This window comes from Leuconostoc citreum, assembly GCF_007954785.1.
GTDB classification, from domain to species: domain Bacteria; phylum Bacillota; class Bacilli; order Lactobacillales; family Lactobacillaceae; genus Leuconostoc; species Leuconostoc citreum.
Genome location: NZ_CP042410.1, coordinates 371,452 through 390,341, shown reverse-complemented (window position 1 = coordinate 390,341; position 18,890 = coordinate 371,452). Strand labels below are relative to the sequence as shown.

At 38.6% G+C, this 18,890-nt stretch carries 10 protein-coding genes and 1 pseudogene; 1 reads left to right on the top strand and 10 read right to left on the bottom strand.

Features of this window, described 5'->3' with window-relative positions:
- Window positions 1-6: 6 nt before the first annotated feature.
- From FGL72_RS01875 to FGL72_RS09935, 5 genes and pseudogenes are all read right to left on the bottom strand, one after another.
- Entirely contained in the window at window positions 7-900 is an 894-nt protein-coding gene (locus FGL72_RS01875; RefSeq protein ID WP_146992432.1) for a YveK family protein, read from the bottom strand.
- Between the two features lie 25 nt (window positions 901-925).
- Window positions 926-1,693, bottom strand: a complete 768-nt coding sequence (locus tag FGL72_RS01870; RefSeq protein WP_146992430.1) for a tyrosine-protein phosphatase — start codon at window positions 1,691-1,693, stop codon at window positions 926-928.
- A 269-nt stretch (window positions 1,694-1,962) separates the two neighbouring features.
- Window positions 1,963-2,688 carry a tRNA (guanosine(37)-N1)-methyltransferase TrmD gene (gene trmD / locus FGL72_RS01865; protein WP_040190438.1) on the bottom strand — a complete coding sequence of 242 codons (726 nt, stop codon included), beginning with the start codon at window positions 2,686-2,688 and terminating at the stop codon, window positions 1,963-1,965.
- Window positions 2,688-3,206 (bottom strand): ribosome maturation factor RimM, encoded by a 519-nt coding sequence (gene rimM, locus FGL72_RS01860; RefSeq protein ID WP_146992428.1) that lies wholly within the window; start codon window positions 3,204-3,206, stop codon window positions 2,688-2,690. The genes trmD and rimM overlap by 1 nt, the downstream gene beginning before the upstream one ends.
- 110 nt (window positions 3,207-3,316) lie before the next feature.
- A pseudogene (locus FGL72_RS09935) lies at window positions 3,317-11,646 on the bottom strand (glycoside hydrolase family 70 protein).
- Window positions 11,647-11,874: 228 nt separating this feature from the next.
- Between FGL72_RS09935 and FGL72_RS01850 the strand changes: the two are divergent.
- Window positions 11,875-12,522, top strand: a complete 648-nt coding sequence (locus FGL72_RS01850; protein ID WP_243130151.1) for a helix-turn-helix domain-containing protein — start codon at window positions 11,875-11,877, stop codon at window positions 12,520-12,522.
- A gap of 275 nt (window positions 12,523-12,797) precedes the next feature.
- On the opposite strand, the gene FGL72_RS01845 is transcribed toward FGL72_RS01850, so the two are convergent.
- The 5 genes from FGL72_RS01845 to FGL72_RS01825 form a co-directional block, all read right to left on the bottom strand.
- Window positions 12,798-14,474: an IS1182 family transposase gene (locus FGL72_RS01845; protein ID WP_243130150.1), complete on the bottom strand. Its 1,677-nt coding sequence runs from the start codon at window positions 14,472-14,474 to the stop codon at window positions 12,798-12,800.
- Window positions 14,475-14,708: 234 nt separating this feature from the next.
- Window positions 14,709-15,200 carry a methylated-DNA--[protein]-cysteine S-methyltransferase gene (locus tag FGL72_RS01840; RefSeq protein ID WP_146992426.1) on the bottom strand — a complete coding sequence of 164 codons (492 nt, stop codon included), beginning with the start codon at window positions 15,198-15,200 and terminating at the stop codon, window positions 14,709-14,711.
- Between the two features lie 61 nt (window positions 15,201-15,261).
- Complete coding sequence (locus FGL72_RS01835) at window positions 15,262-17,181, bottom strand: PTS fructose transporter subunit IIABC (RefSeq protein WP_146992424.1); 1,920 nt, start codon at window positions 17,179-17,181, stop codon at window positions 15,262-15,264.
- Between the two features lie 9 nt (window positions 17,182-17,190).
- The gene (gene pfkB / locus FGL72_RS01830; protein WP_146992421.1) at window positions 17,191-18,108 is read right to left on the bottom strand and encodes a 1-phosphofructokinase; all 918 of its coding nucleotides are present in this window, start codon (window positions 18,106-18,108) and stop codon (window positions 17,191-17,193) included.
- Window positions 18,105-18,869 carry a DeoR/GlpR family DNA-binding transcription regulator gene (locus FGL72_RS01825; RefSeq protein WP_004904876.1) on the bottom strand — a complete coding sequence of 255 codons (765 nt, stop codon included), beginning with the start codon at window positions 18,867-18,869 and terminating at the stop codon, window positions 18,105-18,107. Before FGL72_RS01825 ends, pfkB begins: the two co-directional genes overlap by 4 nt.
- Window positions 18,870-18,890 lie beyond the last annotated feature (21 nt).

Genomic DNA, 18,890 nt, shown 5'->3' with positions numbered 1-18,890 from the left:
CCCCTATTAATCCTTGTTCAAACGACTGAGCCGTGAACGTGAATGCATTGCTTTGCCATCATCTGACATACTTTGAACTGTTGGTGCCATATCAAAATGCTTCATGCCTTTAATATGACTAACGACACCAAGATTGGTAAAGCCAAATAGCTGTGAAACTTCATCAGGCGATTTGATTGTCGTATCAGATAATTCGCGAACCAAAGCAACTAGGAAGGCCAAGCCGCCTAAAATAATTAATCCGGCTAACATGAATATCTGTATTTTTGGTCCAACAGGTTTATTATCTATTTTGGCTGAATCAATAATCGACACGTTATTAATCTTCATAAAGCCACCAATTTTGGCTTTAAAAGAATCAGCAACAGTATTAGCGACAAGTGCTGCCTGTTTTGGGTCTTTTGACGTCACATTAATAGCAAATACCTGTGAGTTTTGTTGATTAGAAACTGAGACCATCTTCTTTAATTGGTCAACCGTGAGATCATAAGTAGGTTGCGAGGAAGTTCTTGTGATTTCTTTTTGTTCGGGCGATACTAAGCGACGTGTACCATCTGCTAATGTGTCATATACAGCAGGCTTACCCGGTTGAACAACAACTGTTTTAGGCTGTTTTAATTTATTAGCCACATCTCCCAAAACATTACTTGAAATCACTAAATTCTTATATGTATTAATAATTTGAACATCAGCCTGTTGGTCTGACAAATTGACGCCTGATTGTGTATTATCTGTCGATCGGTTAACTAGCATGCTCGTTGATGCACTGTAAGTGGGCGCGATTAAAAACTTAGCAATACCATAGCCAATACCGGCACCAATTAACGCCATAAAAAAAATGGCAAAAAAATGCTTACGGATAATGTCCCATAGTTGTCGTAACTCAAGTACGTTATTCATTATTTATTAATCCTTTATTATGTATTTAAAATCCATTAAAAAAACGACGTTTAACAATTTTTTCAGGTAGCAACCGTGCCACCGGATTGCCATCGAGTATCGCCTCAGCATTCTCAGCAAACATCTGTTGATAATCTGCCCCCATCTGCTGTTCAAGCTTCATCATAGCCGTTGCCATGTGGTACGTACGGTTTGGTAAATCGTGGGCATCCGAAACAAAAACATGCCCTAAATGATGGGCAATAATTGTCTCTGCAAACTTTTGCACCTTTTTACCAAAGGCCCCAACATAGGAACTAGCTGTTATCTGGGCAACAGCACCTTTCTCAATAAGTTGATATAAGATATCTGGCTGCGACATGATTTTCGCATTTCGCTCTGGATGCGCAATTTGGACGATAATGCCTCGCTGCATGATATTAAAAATCATATCGGCACTGTATGCCGGTACGTCATCATCTGGAAATTCAAGTAACAGGTACCGGTTACTTTCATCGGCAAACAGAATGTCATCTTGATCTAAAGCTATCAACAACTCACCATTAATGCGTACTTCCTGCGATGGAAAAACTTGCAGTGGTATTTTTTCTTGTTCAAGTGCCATTTGAAACTTTGTCGTTAAGGCAACGACATCACGCTTGTGGTTCACAAACTGACCGTTCATATGGTGTGGTGTCATCAATGCTGCTTCAACACCCTCTCCAACTGCGTCACGCGCTAGCTGAAGGGATGCCTGCATTGATTGAGAACCATCATCTATTCCCGGTAGTAGATGGCTATGTAAATCAATCATCCCGCTTCCAATCTTCCTTTCACATGATGAGTTATTCATGCGAATAATTATTTAATAATATATGTATATAGTTACCTTACCACCGCTTAATGTCATTTATATTACAAATATGAAACATTCGTGTCAGTATTTGTTATTTAGTAATTGCTTAACGTTAGTCATTTTAGACGAAAAATGAGAAAATAATCACAATATAAAAAAACGAACAATCATTATTGTTCGTTAATGGCCTGCCATATAAAAATTTTGTCAATGCTTATTAGCTCAGCTTACTCATGCTTGACATCATCGAGTAAATCGCGTTCTGTCTGTGTAAGAACACGGTTTTCTAGCAAGTCTGGTCGTCTCTGCCATGTCCGACGCAAGGACTCCTTTAAACGCCACTCAGCAATTTTAGCATGATTGCCACTCATTAAGACATCCGGCACCTTACGCCCACGGAAGTCTGCGGGCCGAGTGTACTGTGGAAATTCAAGTAAATTATCTTGAAATGAGTCCTCTTCAGCACTCACTTGATTGCCTAAAACATCTGGCAAAAAGCGCGCTGTCGCATCAATAATCACCATTGCGCCAAGCTCACCGCCAGTCAATACATAATCACCAAGTGAAATTTCATCATCGACTAGTTCACGAATACGCTCATCATAGCCCTCATAATGTCCGGCAATAAAAGTGAGATGCGATTTCTGTGCTAATTCTTCGGCAACATGATGGTCAAATTTACGCCCAGCAGGATCCAGCAAGACAACGTGACCTTTATCACCGGCCGCTTTTTCTACCGCAGCCATAGCATCAAAGATAGGTTGCGCCATGAGCAACATGCCTGCACCACCACCAAATGGATAATCATCGACATTATTATGCTTGTTTTCAGTGTAGTCACGAAAATCAGTGACATGAAAATCTAATGCCCCCTTGTCAATCGCTTTACCCAATATAGATTGCTTTAACGGCGTAAACATATCTGGGAATAGACTTAAAACATCAATACGCATTAATCTAACAATCCTTCCAACACATCAATGGTAATCAGCTTATTGGCCACATCAACTGACTTGACAACATCATCAATCATAGGAATAAGCGCATCTGACTGACCTTGTCGTTTAACGACCCAAACATCATTGGCCCCTGTTGTCATAATTTCAGACACAACACCGATTGCTTCACCAGACAGACTCACAACACGACTATCAATAATTTCATCGTAATAATATTCATCATCACCAAGTGCTTCACGTGCTTCGCCATAAACGTAGATGTCGTTGGTTTTATATTTTTCAATCTCGTTAATATTTGTGACGCCTTCAAATAATACCAACCACATATTTTTGTGTAAACGTGACGATTGTACAGTCACCGGCACAAAGCCTTGCTTGGTTTCAATTTGTAATGCTGCACCTTTTTTAAAACGATCGACGGCAAAATCAGTAATGGCCATAATCTTCACTTCGCCACGAATACCGTGGGTGTTGACAATTGTGCCAACTTTAAAATAATTTTCTTTTATCATAACGTTATTATAGCATAGCTTTACAGACGAAAAATCGCAGATATTGGATTCAATATCTGCGACTTTTGTCACTACAATTTGATAAGATAATCGTTCCCTATCAAAATAAATTAAATTTGAGGTAATGTTGATTTATCACCATCAAGCTTGAAATATTGACCATTATGCCAATCCTTCAATACATAACCCATACCATTGCCCAAAACGTTCGTGCCGTTCATATACTTAGCTGACCATTGCTTAATAGCAACATCTGCTGGGATAGATTCACGGTCACCGTGTGACAATGTATAGTAAGGATTTGATCCATCATTTGCATAGTTCTTATACCAATAATCATAGGCCTTACCCTCAAAGAGGTCTGGATACTTTGCTTTCAGAGCTTCTAAGTATTGTCCAGCATATTTTTCTTGGTATTGACCACCACCAACGGAGTTAGTCACATAGAGTTGCGTTCCAAAGCCAGTGGCATCGTCATTACCATAAACACCTGCTCGTGTTGCTGAAACAACTTCTTTACCAGATAAGTTATAGACCTGGTTATCAACAACGTCAGCCATAACTTGCATATTAGCATGATGTAGCGCTTGAATCGCTGCACGCAAATCACCATCAGTGCCATACTTTGTTGGTGTATTGAAACCTAAGTCATAGCGATCAGTGAAGGCATAACCATTATCAATCGTTGAATCCAAGAATGTATGGTCCCCACTTGAACGGTACTGTGGTGCCATTTCAAAACTCGTAATACCCCAATTATTGAAGACATCGGCATTTTTAGCAATTACAACGTTCGTAAGTTCATCATGCGTTGTTGCCTTAGGCTGGAAGTTAGAGAAACCTTCATAAATAAGGTTAGAATCTAATGCCGCATTCGAATGTAATACTTTACCATCATGGTTTTCTGTTGCCGTTGCTGCTGTACGGGCATCTTGATTGTCTGATGCACCCACAGGCACCCAAACAGCTAGATAACCAGAAACTTGCGGATTAGCAACACCACGAATTTGTGTATTGTCTTGCCCGTTAATCTCTTGATTTGAGAATGTTAACGTTCCTTGATCGTTTGTCCAAGCTGTTGGTGCTTGATCTGAATTAAAGGTTGCCAAACCATCACGTGTTGTTAAGATAACTGCGCGATACTTTTGATTTTTATGTGCTGCACCCATATCCAGTGTCACTTTATCCGAATCATTAAGTTGCAACTTTGGATCATTACCAATGATGACACCAAGCCCCTCAGTACGCGTAGCTGATGTACCTAAATCATTAGCTATCATCGCATCTTTTCCAAAGCGGACACTCTTCAACAAACCATGATTGTCAACACTCATAGTTTGACCACCGCTGACATAGCTTTTACGAGCCGTCATTAATGACACTAAGGCATCATAGTAGATGCTCTTGTTTGCCATATACTGTCCGTCATCTTGATACATATCCCCATAATACATACGAGGAACAGTATCTTTGTTTGTCAACATCAAGGCATAAATACTTGGTATATTATAACTATTATACTTTTTGTTTGTTGCACGCTGATCCTTATAGAATAGCTCTAATCCGGCTTTTAACTATTCATCTGTAAAGTTCGTCCAATCAGCACCAGTAGCATCAGTAATGGCTGCACCGACTTTTTCTTGCACACCTTTATCGTGCGCGTGAATAATTGAATAGTTTGGTGTCGCCTGATTTTCTGTACTATTCTGCGTATGGTCGGCGATAAGCGTACCACCGTCAACGTCTTGTAGCATATTCGTCAATGGTTTATTTTTACCAGGTTCATTTGTTAACGACAATGTCGCTGCTTCACGGAGGTTTGACTCAATTAACGCATCATTATGAATCGTTGATGTACCCGCGTCTAAGCCAGCTTCAACCAATGAAATGTGCTGGTTTGCTTTGGCTTCACTTTGTTGCACTTGATAAGCATCACGAAGATAATCATAAGTACGTTGGATTGTATCATTATGAATAAAGTCGACAGCGTCAATACGAATACTATCAAAATTAGCGTCATCTTGACCCGCAGTGATGGTGCCAAAGTTCATTAAGTAATGTAACCAGTTTAAGTTTTCAGCTTGCACAACAGGATTAGAATTATCCACGTCGTTGGCTAGCAAGAAGTCAAATGCATTACCAGGTTGACGATAATCAGAATTAGTTGTTGGTGTGAGTGGGTTATTGCCATACTTCAGATAACCACCTTGGAACCAAGCATCACCACCACCATGATATTCAGAATCCTTATTCCAAATGAATTGTTGCTTCACAAATGATGGGTTATTATTTTGTGATTCAAACAACAATTTCTTTAACCATTCTGTGCCATGCTCTGACGCAATGCGCTTTTCAATGGCCACTTGAACATCTTGTGCAGCTTGGTTCAAATCATATTGATCTGAATGTAGTGTGTATTGTGCTGCTGTTGTCAACAATCCATTTGCTTTCATGAAGTTGAGATAGTTGACTTGAACATTCTTATTTGGCCACCAAACAGTGATTAATGGTCGCATATCCTTATCAGTCGAATCACGCCAAGTTGTCCCGTTAGCCAAAATTGACTTTGGTCGATACCAAGTATCTGCCGTCAAGAAGCCATCAACAGTATGGTCGAAACTGCTACTGTCATGATTAAATGCAACATTTTTGGCAGAAAAAGCATTAGTAGACATATCTAATGTATTAGTGAATAAGTATTCACCATTGCCTTTATCGTCAAAATAGTACGTCTTGCCATCAACAATAACTTGTTGATTTTTTATTTGGTTACCAGTAGCGTTATCAAAGTATTGTAATGCCCCATTAACAGTAACAAGTCCCATTACAAGATGATTTTGCTTATCTGCGTAACGTGTTTGGCCATCTTGGGAAATGTAATGACCATCCTGATAGTCACCCGCTACGGTGCTAACAAGATTACCTTTACCTGATTCAAAGTAAAAGAGCTTGTCGTCATACTTTGCTACGCCACCTTTAAGTTGTTCACCTGTATATGGATCAAAGAATTGCAATATGCCATTGATATTTTGCAATCCCTTCAAAATAGTATTATTTTGATCACGGTAAACCCAGGCTGTTTTGGTGTCTTGACCTTGCTTGAGTGTTATTGTACCGTAATGCCCTTCAGTAATAACCATTGGCAATAACTGCGCATCCCCGTGATCTTTACTAAAGTAATAAGTTTCTTGGCCAATTGTAACAAATTGACCTTTCGCTTGTATGCCGGTTGTCAAATCAAAGTAACGCAACTTACCATTGCTATCTTGACGCAGACCCTTCGCTATTTCACCATTGGTATCATACTGCCAATCGTTACCATTTTTCGTGATATAGTGACCTGCTTGTGGCAACAATGTTGTCTGTACGGGTTTTTGGTTACCAGTTTGAGAATCGAAGCTGTATAACGTACCATCTATTGTACGTTGCGAACCTTTAACTTGATATCCTGTCTCATCAAAGAATAACTTCTGACCATTTATGTCATGTTGTCCAGTTATGGCCACACCATCAGCACCAAAGTAAGCCCATACACCGGGTGTGATTTGTTCAAAGCGATTACTCAACATATCACCTGAATCAGGATCATAAAAACGCATATGACCTAATTGGTCAGTATAAGCATGACCTTTAACTTGCTGGCCGTCAGCCTTAAAGTAAAGATTTTGGCCGTTAATGATTTGTGCGCCAGTTACTGTATGCCCTTGCGCATCAAGATAAATCCATGACCCATCTGGTAGTTTACCGAAGTCTTGCGTTAACTTTTCGCCCGTTAATCCTGTGTAATAGTTTGTTGTCCCATCACTATTACGGACTTCATTATATTTAACTTGTTTACCCTCTTGATCAAAGTAAAGTGATTGTCCATTAATGCTGCTTGGACCAACCGCGGCAACACCATCCTGATTTAAGTAATACCATGAACCATCTTTTGCTGATACAAACTTGCTAACAACTTGTTTACCATCTTCATCAAAATACATGATTTTATCGCCCACATGTTGTAAGCCTGTTGCAGCAACCCCATCACCATCAAGATAAATCTTATCGCCATTGGCCAGCGTTTTTAGGCTATTTTTAATTTGTTTGCCATCTTCATCAAAATAGCGTGTCTTGCCATCAATCACACATTGACCAGTAACAGTATCACCTTGTTCATCTAGGTATAACCATGAACCATCTGGCAACTCACCCCATGAATTTGTGACAAGATGACCATCATTTTTGTCATAATAATGGCGCTTACCATTGGCATCTGTGCTGGCATCACCTTTGATTTGATGACCGTCTTTATCAAAAAACATATTTAGACCATTGATAACTTTGGCTCCAGTTGTTATCAGGCCCTTATCATCCAAATATACCCATGAACCATCGGATAATAATTTAAAGGCATCTTTGATTTGCTTACCATCATTACCAAAGAAATTAACTTGATTATTAATGACTTGACGGCCTGTTACAGCAATACCTTTGTCATTCAAATATAACCATGAGCCATCTGGCAACTCACCCCATAAATTAACTGCCATGACACCCTTATCACCATCATAATAACGTTGATCACCATTATTATCGATGATTGCATTGCCTTTAACTTGCTTACCATCAGCATTGAAGTAGTACTCTTCCCCATCAATTTTTTGGTTACCAGTCACAGCAACGCCTTGTGCATTAAGGTAAAGCCAAGACTTATCTGCTAACTGTCCCCATGAATTAACCACCATATTACCTGTGGCCTCATCAAAATAGCGTAATTGATTATTCTGATCTTTTATAGCTGTGCCTTTAATTTGGACACCATTAGCATCAAAATATTGTGTAACATGTGTGCCATCAGCGTTCGGAACTTCTGTCAGGCCAATTGCCATACGACCATTTTCAAAGAAATAATGCCATTGATTTTGACTATATTGATAATACTGGTTCATAATTTGTTCCCCAGCTTTATTATAGTAAAATTCTTGATTACCATCAAAAAAAGGTAAGCATCTTGAAGTTCCACACCATTAGGTAAGAAATAATAATTTTTATCGTGGATATTTTGTTTACCTGTCAACATATAGCCTGCATTATCAAAGTAATACCAATTTGTCCCATCTTGAATAAAGGTATCTTTAGCTTGATAACCACTTGTTGAGTAGAAAGAAGTCTTACCATTTTCTGTTGCAAAGCCTGTGCTTGTTTTTTCACCTAGTAATTGTTTAGGAAAGAATCCATTATCACTAGACACATTGAAATATTGATTTGTTGCCCAATCTTTAAGTACATACCAAGCGCCACGACCTTGAATGTTTGAACCATTAAAGTACTTTGCAGACCATTCTTTAATTTTAACATCCGGATTCATCGGCTGATTTGTTGATATCTGCTTAGTTTCAAACAAGCTAGGATAATCTTTTTTCAACTGGTCTAAGAACAGGCCACCAAACTTTTCTTGGTATTCGCCGCCCCCAACTGTTCGTGAATCGTAGAGCGTGTTATTAATCACAGAATCATAATCGTACTTACCTGAACCATTTGTACGAACTGCGGTGACGATTTGTTCACCAGGTAAATTATAAATTTGATCAGGTACCCAGTCATTAATAGCCTGAATACCTTGTGCGTGTAATGCTCTTAGACTATCTAGAAGTTGATCAACTGTACCATATTTTGTTGGCGTATTATACCCAACATCATATCGATCAGTAAAGGCATAGCCGTTTTGAATAACCGAATCCAAAAAACTATTATCTGTACTTGAACGATATTGCGGTGCTAATTCAAAGCTTGTAATCCCTAAATCTTTAAACAATTTAGCATTTTGAGCAATTTTTACGTTGGTGAAGTCATCATTCTTTTCAGGCATTGCTTGGAAATTCGAGAAGCCTTCATAAATTACATTAGAATCAAGTGCAGCATTTGAATGATAGACATCGCCATCCTTAGTTTCTGACTGGCTGCTTTGTGTTCTAGCATCTTGACTATCACTCGCACCGACTGGTACCCATGCAGCAAAATAACCAGATACCTGTGGATTGCTGACACCATAGACTATATCTGACTTAAAAATAAGTTGACCAGCATCGTTAGTATAAACAACTGGCGCTCCGGCATCCTTATCGTAAATTTGAAGACCAGATTTTGTTGTCAACATAAGTGGTCGGTAAGCTTGATTTTTGTGAGCAGCACCCATATTGAGCACAATTTGTTCATCATCATTTAAATTCAAGAATGGCTTATTATTAATCACCAAACCAATACCTTGTTGACGTATGTCACTATTACCCAAATCGTCAGCCGTCATCGCACCTTTACCGTAACGTACTGATGTTAAGACACCTTGTGGCTTTGTCTCATTTTTTGCTGGATCAAAGCACTCATGCAAGTACGTCATATTCATGCTTTGACCACCAGCAACATATTTGATACGGCTTTTCAAAAGTGACGTAATGGCGTCATAGTATGGTGACTTCTGTGACATATACTGTCCATCATCAGAAAACAGATCACCATAATAAACACGTGGCACAGTATCCTTGTTTGTCAACAATACAGCGTAAGAAGCAGGAATATTGTATGCTGTATATTCCTTATCTGCTTTTAATTCATCGGCGTTGTAAATAGTGAAAGCTTGCTGAATCTCATCTGGTGTTACAGTTAAGCCGTCTGATTTTGTGTTAATTTTATCCTTAATAATTTGTGCAATAACGGTCTGCACTTCACTATCATGGGCACGGATAAAGGCATAGTTTGGTTGTGCTTCATTTTCTGTGGCATCTTTCCCGCGCTTAACAAGACTTGTATTAATTAGCGGTTCTAGGCCACTTTATGCGGCAAGAGGCATGTTCAAGGCGTATTTCAAAGCCAAGTGTGCTGGAAAATCCATTGTCAATTGGTTGTTCCCGTGGGCTTTAATGTACGCAGAATCATTATTATCCCAATCTTCCAAGATCGAAATATGATTATTTGCGTTTGCCTCAGTTTTACCAGTACCGTATGCAGCTTTAAAGTAATCACCAGCAATTTGTAAGAGATCGGCATCAACGTTATCAACCGCATCAACACGATAACCGTCAAAATTAGCTGTTGGGTCGTTCTGAGCTATAGTACCAATGTTCATTATGTAGTGAAGCCAGTTCAATTGCTCAGCTTGTACAACAGGGTTAGAATTATCAACATCATTAGCTAATAACATCTCATATCCACCTTGTTTACTTGGATCAGTAATTTGGCTGGTTTGGTTGGTTGGTGTACGGTTTAACAGACGGTAATCTGAGTTCGCGTTAGGTGTTTTGTCATCATTCACATATAACAATGCCCCACCCTGTAAATGATAATTACCCTTTGATTCACTATCAATATTCCAATTTGCCTGTGAATCAATCAGTTTGTTCATATCTTGCTTGAGCCAATCAGTTTTTCCAGATACACCAATTCGCGATTCGATATTCTTTTGAACAGTCATAGCAGCATCAGTCAATGTGCTCATATTATCATCATTTAATATTTTAACATCGTCAGGTAGCATGCCAACTGACTGCATATATTGTAGATAAGCTACCTGCGTATTCTTATCCGGCCACCAAGACATGAGTAATGGTCGAAAATCTTCTGCTGTTGTTGGTGTCCAGGTCGTTCCGTTTCTTAAGATGTCCTTAGGCCGATACCAACTGTTAGCTGTTAAGTAACCGTCGACATTTGTGAAGTTATCAGCTGTGAGATCATGAGCCGCGTTATGTGCATTATCAATATTTACTAAGCTCTTAGTAACTTGCGGTGCATTTGCGGTCAATTCGCCGGATGTTTTATCAAAGTATAGAACTTTACCGTCAATAATAGCGGTGAAGTTCTTTTTAACTTGACCATTGTCATCAAGAAAATAGGTTTTACCGTTGATTTCTTGAAGATGAGATGTTTCTGTAGACTTAACTTGTTGATTATCCGTACTTTTTTGTGTTGTCGAGACGAGGTTTGCTGATTTATCAGTTGGCACATTTGTATCTAACGGTTGATCATGAATACTACTCGTGTCTGCTGCTTTATTTGCTGCAGGTGTCGCTGGCGTTGTGGCTACTGCCTTGTCCGTTGCTGGCGTTGTATTTGCTAGCTTATCTGCTGCAGGTGTCGCTGGCGTTGTATCTACCGCCTTATCTGTTGCAGCGGTCGCTGGCATTGTATCTACTGCCCTGTCCGTTGCAGGTGTCGCTGGCGTTGTGGCTACTGCCACTACTTTTGCCGCTCCTAAAGTAGTCTTGTCATCATTAACTTTATCAACGGCACTCTTATTAATCTGTGCTGAAGTACGGCTATGATTCGTGTCAACTGCAATCGTATTTGCACTAACACTAGCAGTTGTGACGCCAAACATCATCAAAGCAAAAATACCGGCTGTTACTAGTACTTTGCCCGATTTGTACAATTTTTTACGGTCACAAATTACCCTCATGTCTCTCATACAACTATTGCTCCTTTTCTCTTCCTCTAGTTCGGTAATTTTAGAAAAAATAAAAGACCACCATGGTTTTGTAAAAATGATTAACCTTTACCAATTCATTGTATAACCCAAAAAATCGGCTCTAGAGATTTATGCAAAAAAGGATATTCAATAGTGAATATAAATAAAATATTGATTGTTCCATGATAATAATTAACTATTATTATTTTGAAAGCAATGGAGACTATTATGCGGAAAGAAACAAACATTATCAAAGAACGTCGAAAATTAAAAAACTTATCTCAAAAACAGTTAGGTGCCTTTATCGGTTCACAAGCTATGGTTTCTAGAATTGAAAGTGGCCAAATTCTACCTAATGCACGATCAATTTATTTTATTTGCAAAGAGCTAGACATCACCATCGATGAATATTTTTCTAACAATTTTGAAATCGATTTTAATATCGTTAACTTTCGAAATAAATTAAATTATAAGTACCTTCATAATGACATTGACGGCTTATATGCAATGTATAATGAACTAAAACTGAGAAAGACATTAACTTTAAACAATAAGCATGATATCTTAATGCTGAAAGCAAATATCTACCACACTAAATTTAGAATCGCATCAGCAACAGATCAAAATATATTGATTGACTATTTCAACAAGCTCATTAGCTGGCAATTGTACGACATCTATTTACTAGAATGCACAGTGAACATGTTACCGGTCACACTAGTTAGACCCTATATCTCCGATATTCTAGGCCAATATATTTATGAGACAGTGCAATATAGCCAACTGGATAATATTACTAATCTTATTATCCGTTTTTTGAAACGAGTCTTCTCCAAAATAAGCCAATTATTATTGAATGGATTATCAAAAAAATAGAAGATATACCTTTAGAGGATAGCTTAACGCACCAAGTTTGGTTGCTGTTTTTAATCGGGTTATACAGAAATGAGCAACACAAAATTGATCAAGCCTACACAATATTAACTATTTTAGATGATTGTCACCTCAAAAATATTTTTAAACGTATTGCCTTACAGTATGCTCAAATGCGTGAGTAAAACCGTCTATTTTTCTTATAACGTCTGTCATAATAAGGCCTAGTGATTTCATTGTGCAGTCAGTAACGAAACAAAAACGTGGCTGGGAAAAAACTAACCAGCTATAGAAAAATCGACCAAGAATTCTATAATTAATAGAATTTTTGGTCGGTTTTTTGTTTTTTTTATATTTGATAATTGTTTATGTGAAAAATTAGCGGTTGCTTTGGTTAAAATTCCCGCTAATTTTGTTAGATTCATTGTCATTAATAGAATACCCAATTCATTTTCCACAGGCTGTTTCCCTCTAAGATGAGTTCTGCGCACACCAAAAATGGACTTCATTCTGCCAAACATTGGCTCAACATCATACTTACGATGCGAATAAATCTCTGAGCCTTGATCAGATGAAAGTAAATCCTTAACATAATTTTTAAAGTAGTTCCAAGTTGTATTATAGGCAACCTGTCGTTGCCTTCCCTTAGGGGTTTTAGCTAGTTCATCTAGCTTGAATGTTTCCTGTGTTTTATCCGCTTCATAAATTTTGAACTGTCGTTCGTATCCATATTTATCATGACGAATACTGTATCGTTTAAAACTGAATTTAACACTCAAATGATCCGTATAGTAATCGTCTGCGGCATTGTACTTCCAATTGTGTATTCGTGTAGGATCATTTTTAAATTTGCGCTTCTGTTCCTTTTCATACATACCATACGGTATCAGTGGTGTCTTATCAAAATCGTCGACAATCGCGGAATAATTAGATTCACTACCGTAACCTGCATCCGCCACGATGTATTTAAACAAATCGAGTGAATGCATGTCAGATAAAAATGGTAATAAAGTTCTCGTATCCGTCGGATTCGAGAAAATTCCGTAATTTAGCACGAACTGTCCATTAGTGGCAGCCTGTAAATTATATCCAGGCTTTAATTGACTATTCATCATTGGATCTTCCTTCATACGCATAAAGGTAGCATCATGGTCGGTTTTTGAAAAAAAGTTCCGACCATTAAAAAGGCGTTCAGCTTCTTCGTACTTTTTTGCTCGGGGCAAATAATCATTTTCCATTTTGTGCGCTAATTTTTTGAGTTTTCGCCGCTGTTGTTTATTCTTAGAGCCACCTTTGATAACCTTCGGTTCTTGTTCAATGACATAATCTAAGTGAGTAATTTCATCGTGTGTTTTTTCTAAAATCTCAGCTAATCCATCGCTAGACGTTAGGTATTCTTTCTCCATTTCTTTGACAACTTGATTTTCAATCAATTCTTCATAAAGGAGCACAATTTTTTCTTTTAGTTTTGGATAGAATTTATCAACTGCACGTTTCCAAGTAAATGAGTACTTATTTGCATCGGCTTCAATCTTCGTACCATCAATAAATAAGGCCTCATCTTCAATCATACCGTTGTCGGCTAACAACTTGGTAAAGTAAATAAAGGAAATCTTGATTAAGTTAGAAACTTCTTTACTGGATCGAAAATTATTGATTGTTTTGTAAGAAATTGTGGCATCTTGACTCAACCATTTCATTGGAATATTTTCGGTATTCATTTCAACAATTCTACGTCCAGAAAATACTTTGCGAGAATACGCGAAAAGGAACATTTTTATTAACATAGCCGGATGATAAGCAGGACGACCGGTGGTCGCCACAGAGGTTTCAATAATATTATGCGGAATTGTCTCAACAAACATATCAATTAGTCTCGCAATATGGTTATTAGGAATATCAAAATTTAAGTTTAAAGCGATGCTAGTTTGTGCTGTGTTATAATTCTTGTACATGGAAGGAAACTCCTTTACTGTTTTGTTGTTTGGTTTTGTCGCTAACATCATAACAGGAATTTACTTCCTGTGTACATAGTTAAAGGGACTTTGGAGTGTTTTTCCAAAGTCCCTTTATTTTTTATAGTCTGGAATTAGTTTTTTCCCAGCCACGTTTTTATCAATTAGCTTCATTTAAGTTTGGGTTAAAAAAAACTCAGCTTACAAAACAAAAATGATTAATTTATTTTAAAACTATTGTGTTGTTTCACTATCATCTAATGAGATGAGTAATTTTTTTAATGCTTGCCCATACCGATACTGACCAACACCACCATTTTTTGGTAGTATACGATGACATGGGTTAATAATAGTTAACGGATTTTTACCAACAGCACTAGCCACAGCTCGAATAGCTGTTGGCTGTCCAGCACGTTGTGCTAACTGCTGATAAGTAAGTTTTTCATCCTTGCCCATCTCGTGCAAAGCATGCCAGACATTAATTTGAAAAGGGGTTCCTGATAGGTAAGCCACGTTAAGCCTTTTAAAATCAACACGTTCACCAGATAAATATTGTTCAAAATAGCGCAACTCTGGTATTTTAGCGTATTGAAGCTTCATGCGGGGATATTGTAATGAAAATTCAGCAACACCATCATCAGCAAAACTAATAAAGACAATCGCATCGTTATCTTTAAAAAGGGTTAACTGCCAATTCTTAAATTTCATTGTGTCGTAAATAATCATGTTATTATTTTACCATGAAAAGTATCTGATAGTATAACAATAATCTCTACTTAACATGCCATTAACCTTTCTTCAACAAACCGAAAATAACACCAAAAATAATGGCACCAATGCCGATAAACACAAGGTAAAGTAATGGTGAACTCGTTAGTGCAATAACAAAGATACCAGCATGTGGGGCTAATAATTTAATACCAGTCAAACCAACTAACCCCCCAGCAACTGCTGAACCGACCATAAAACTTGGGATAGCGCGTGCTGGATCTGCCGCTGCAAAGAGAATGGCACCCTCAGTGATAAACGACAGGCCCATCACAATGTTTGTCAAACCAGCTTGTCGTTCTTGTTGATCAAATTTCTGCTTGAAAATTAGCGTTGCCACAAAGACTGCCAACGGTGGCACCATGCCACCAGCCATCACTGCGGCCATAATATTGGACCCACCAGTAGCAACTGTTGCAGCTAAAGTCCCAGTACCAAACACGTAAGCCGCTTTATTAACCGGTCCACCCATATCAATGGCCATCATGCCACCAAGAATAATACCTAGCAAAACAGCGTTGGTTCCACTTAAGCCTGACAAAAAATGATTCAATCCTGTGTTGATTGCAGACATTGGAATATTAATCAGTAACATCGCAAATCCAGTTAACAAGACACCTAAGACCGGATAGAACAAGATGGATTTAATGCCGTCCAAAGATTTCGGCAAACTTTGGAAAAGTTTTTTTAGTAATAACATGATACCGCCGGCTAAGAATCCGCCGACAAGTGCGCCTAGAAATCCTGATGGAATAGGCATATGCTTAACATCAAGGCCAACATTATACAGATTATAACCATTGGCAGCTAGTGCACCGGCAACAAATCCAGCAACGAGTCCAGGCTTTTCAGCAATTGAATAAGCAATGTATCCAGCAAGAACTGGTAACATAAAGCCAAAGGCTGCCCCACCAATCTGCTTAAAAAAAGCAGCAATTGGATGATAAGTTCCTAAACTAGACAATGCATCTTTTGGCACACCTAAGCTTTGATCAATTAGAAAAGCAAATGCAATGGCAATACCACCACCAATAACGAATGGCAACATACTTGAGACGCCACTCATCAAATGACGGTAGAATGCTTTACCAATGGATTGTGTTGTTTCCGAAGAGTTTGTCGTTTTGGCCTCTTGACTATGATATATTGGTGCAGTTTGCCGTAGTGCTAATTCAATTAACTCGTCTGGTTTGCGAATGCCATCGGCTACAGGCCGATTAATCAAGGGTTTTCCATCAAAACGTGCCATCTCGACTTTTTTATCTGCGGCAATAATGACACCCTGTGCATGCGCAATATCAGAGTCGGTTAACTTATTTCCAACCCCACCAGCACCATTTGTTTCCACTTTAATACGAATACCTAGCTTATCAGCTTCTTTTTTTAATGCTTCTTCAGCCATATAAGTATGCGCGATGCCAGTTGTACATGCAGTAACCGCTACCAAATATGGGGCGTCATCTTCAACATGTGCTGTATTTGGTGCCGTTTCTTGAGTTGTAAATAAATTCACCACATCATCGGGTGTTGTTGCCTGCTTGAGTTTATCCATAAAGCCATCTTGTAGCAGATAACGTGATAAGCTGGCTAGCGCCTCCAAATGGGTATTATTAGCATTTGCTGGCACAGCAATCATAAATAACAAATGCACTGGCTGTCCATCCATAGCTTGATAGTCTACGCCAGCGGTTGATCGTGCAAAAGCAACTGTTGGCATTTTTACGGCACTATTTTTAGCATGTGGCATCGCAATGCCATCACCCAAACCAGTCGTCGTTTGTGATTCACGAGCCAAAATACCTTCCAAAAATACTTTTTTATCAGTAATACGACCAGCTTCATACAACCGATTAATCATTTCTTCAAAAGCTGCTTGTTTAGTCTTTGCCTTTAAATCTAAAATCATTACTTCGGGTACTAACAATTCACTAATTTTCATGATGTTTCCTCACATATCATATGGTGTGACAATCACTTGTTCATAAACTGCATTAATCTTTTCTTGCGTTGCAATATCATCACTGAATGCGGTGGCTGTCCCACTAGCTACCGCCATTCTAAAACTTGCCATTACATCTCCTGTTGTTAACCAAGTGCCAACAAAGCCAGCAATCATTGAATCCCCAGCACCAACGGAATTTGCCACTTTACCGACAACCGGTTGTGCAAAATATTGCCCTGTTGTCGTAAATAATAACGCCCCATCCCCTGCTAATGAAACAATCGCATATCTTGCGCCATCTTTCAATAATTGCTGTCCCCAACGTATAACCTCTTTGGGTTGCGTAAGTGGCACCTGATAAAGCTGTGCCAGTTCTGCACGGTTAGGTTTGACCAATAATGGTTGACGGCGTAAAGCTAATTGTAATTGTTCCCCTGTGGTATCGATAACAAATGCTGCCTGTTGCTCTTGAATTTTGTCTAGCATTTTTTGATAAATTGTATCATTTAAATTTTTAGGCACACTGCCTGATAAAATCACAATATCTTGAGCTGTTAATACATCAAAATGTGAGAGAAATAGCGCCACTTCGTCATCACTAATATGAGGCCCTGTAGCATTAATCTCGGTTTCTTCAGCTGCTTTTATCTTAATATTAATACGTGTATTGCCAGCAATTGTTGTAAAATTTTGGTGAATATGCGATTCAGATAAGGTAGCTTGCAGATGCTGACCAGTATAACCACCCAAAAACCCCCAAGCCGTGTTAGCAATAGCTAGATGTGCCAATAATCGGCTAACATTAATACCTTTACCTCCGGGATACATTATTTGCGAATCTGAGCGATTTGTTTCGCCTAGTTTAAGATGTGTTAGCCGCGTAATATAATCCAAAGAAGGATTTAAGGTGACTGTATAAATCATTTATTTTCCTCCGCATCTATTACTGTCATAGCTTGGCTTAATACTTGCCACTGCTGATTGGTTAGAGCTGATGTTACTAAGACAACACGCTCTAAATCAACTGCTTTTGCAAAGGCAGCCGTTCCAATTTTGCTATTATCAGCCAACACATAGCTCACCTGTGACCGCTCAACAACAGCTTTTTTTATTGCTGCTTCCTCTAAATCTGGTGTCGTTAAGCCAAATTCGACCGACAGACCATCGGCCCCAACAAAACTAACATTAAATACCATATGATTGATTTGATTAACAGCTGCTGCGCCAATAACCGCATCAGTTGTCTGCTTTACTTGCCCACCAATAATCATTACGGGTATCATCAAATCGGATAGTTGGGCTGCATGATGGACTGAATTCGTGACGACTGTCACTGCAGGTTTTTTATCTGCTAAATATGGAATAAGTTCTCCTGTCGTTGTGCCGGCATCAAGAAATATAATTTCACCACCTTGTAATTGTTGTGCTGCGCGTTGCGCAATTTTTTGTTTCGTTGCTTGATACAGTGATAAACGTTCACTCACCGGTAAACTACCACGGCTCGGCTCTATCCATTCAACACCACCGTGTACACGACGTACTAACCCATCAGCAGCCAAAATATCCAAATCTCGACGCACCGTAGACAATGATGTCTTTGTTACCTTTTTGAGTTCTTGTAGCGAAATAAATTGATTTTTTTGGATGATTTTTAAAATTTGTTTCTTACGTTCTGCGACAATCATGTTTGTCCTCACTATTTGTAA

Bases quoted from the DNA above. Each gene is read 5' to 3' on its own strand.
- FGL72_RS01875 (WP_146992432.1), bottom strand. From the start codon at position 900: ATGAATAACGTACTTGAGTTACGACAACTATGGGACATTATCCGTAAG.
- FGL72_RS01870 (WP_146992430.1), bottom strand. From the start codon at position 1,693: ATGATTGATTTACATAGCCATCTACTACCGGGAATAGATGATGGTTCT.
- trmD (WP_040190438.1), bottom strand. From the start codon at position 2,688: ATGCGTATTGATGTTTTAAGTCTATTCCCAGATATGTTTACGCCGTTA.
- rimM (WP_146992428.1), bottom strand. From the start codon at position 3,206: ATGATAAAAGAAAATTATTTTAAAGTTGGCACAATTGTCAACACCCAC.
- FGL72_RS01850 (WP_243130151.1), top strand. From the start codon at position 11,875: ATGCGGAAAGAAACAAACATTATCAAAGAACGTCGAAAATTAAAAAAC.
- FGL72_RS01845 (WP_243130150.1), bottom strand. From the start codon at position 14,474: ATGTACAAGAATTATAACACAGCACAAACTAGCATCGCTTTAAACTTA.
- FGL72_RS01840 (WP_146992426.1), bottom strand. From the start codon at position 15,200: ATGATTATTTACGACACAATGAAATTTAAGAATTGGCAGTTAACCCTT.
- FGL72_RS01835 (WP_146992424.1), bottom strand. From the start codon at position 17,181: ATGAAAATTAGTGAATTGTTAGTACCCGAAGTAATGATTTTAGATTTA.
- pfkB (WP_146992421.1), bottom strand. From the start codon at position 18,108: ATGATTTATACAGTCACCTTAAATCCTTCTTTGGATTATATTACGCGG.
- FGL72_RS01825 (WP_004904876.1), bottom strand. From the start codon at position 18,869: ATGATTGTCGCAGAACGTAAGAAACAAATTTTAAAAATCATCCAAAAA.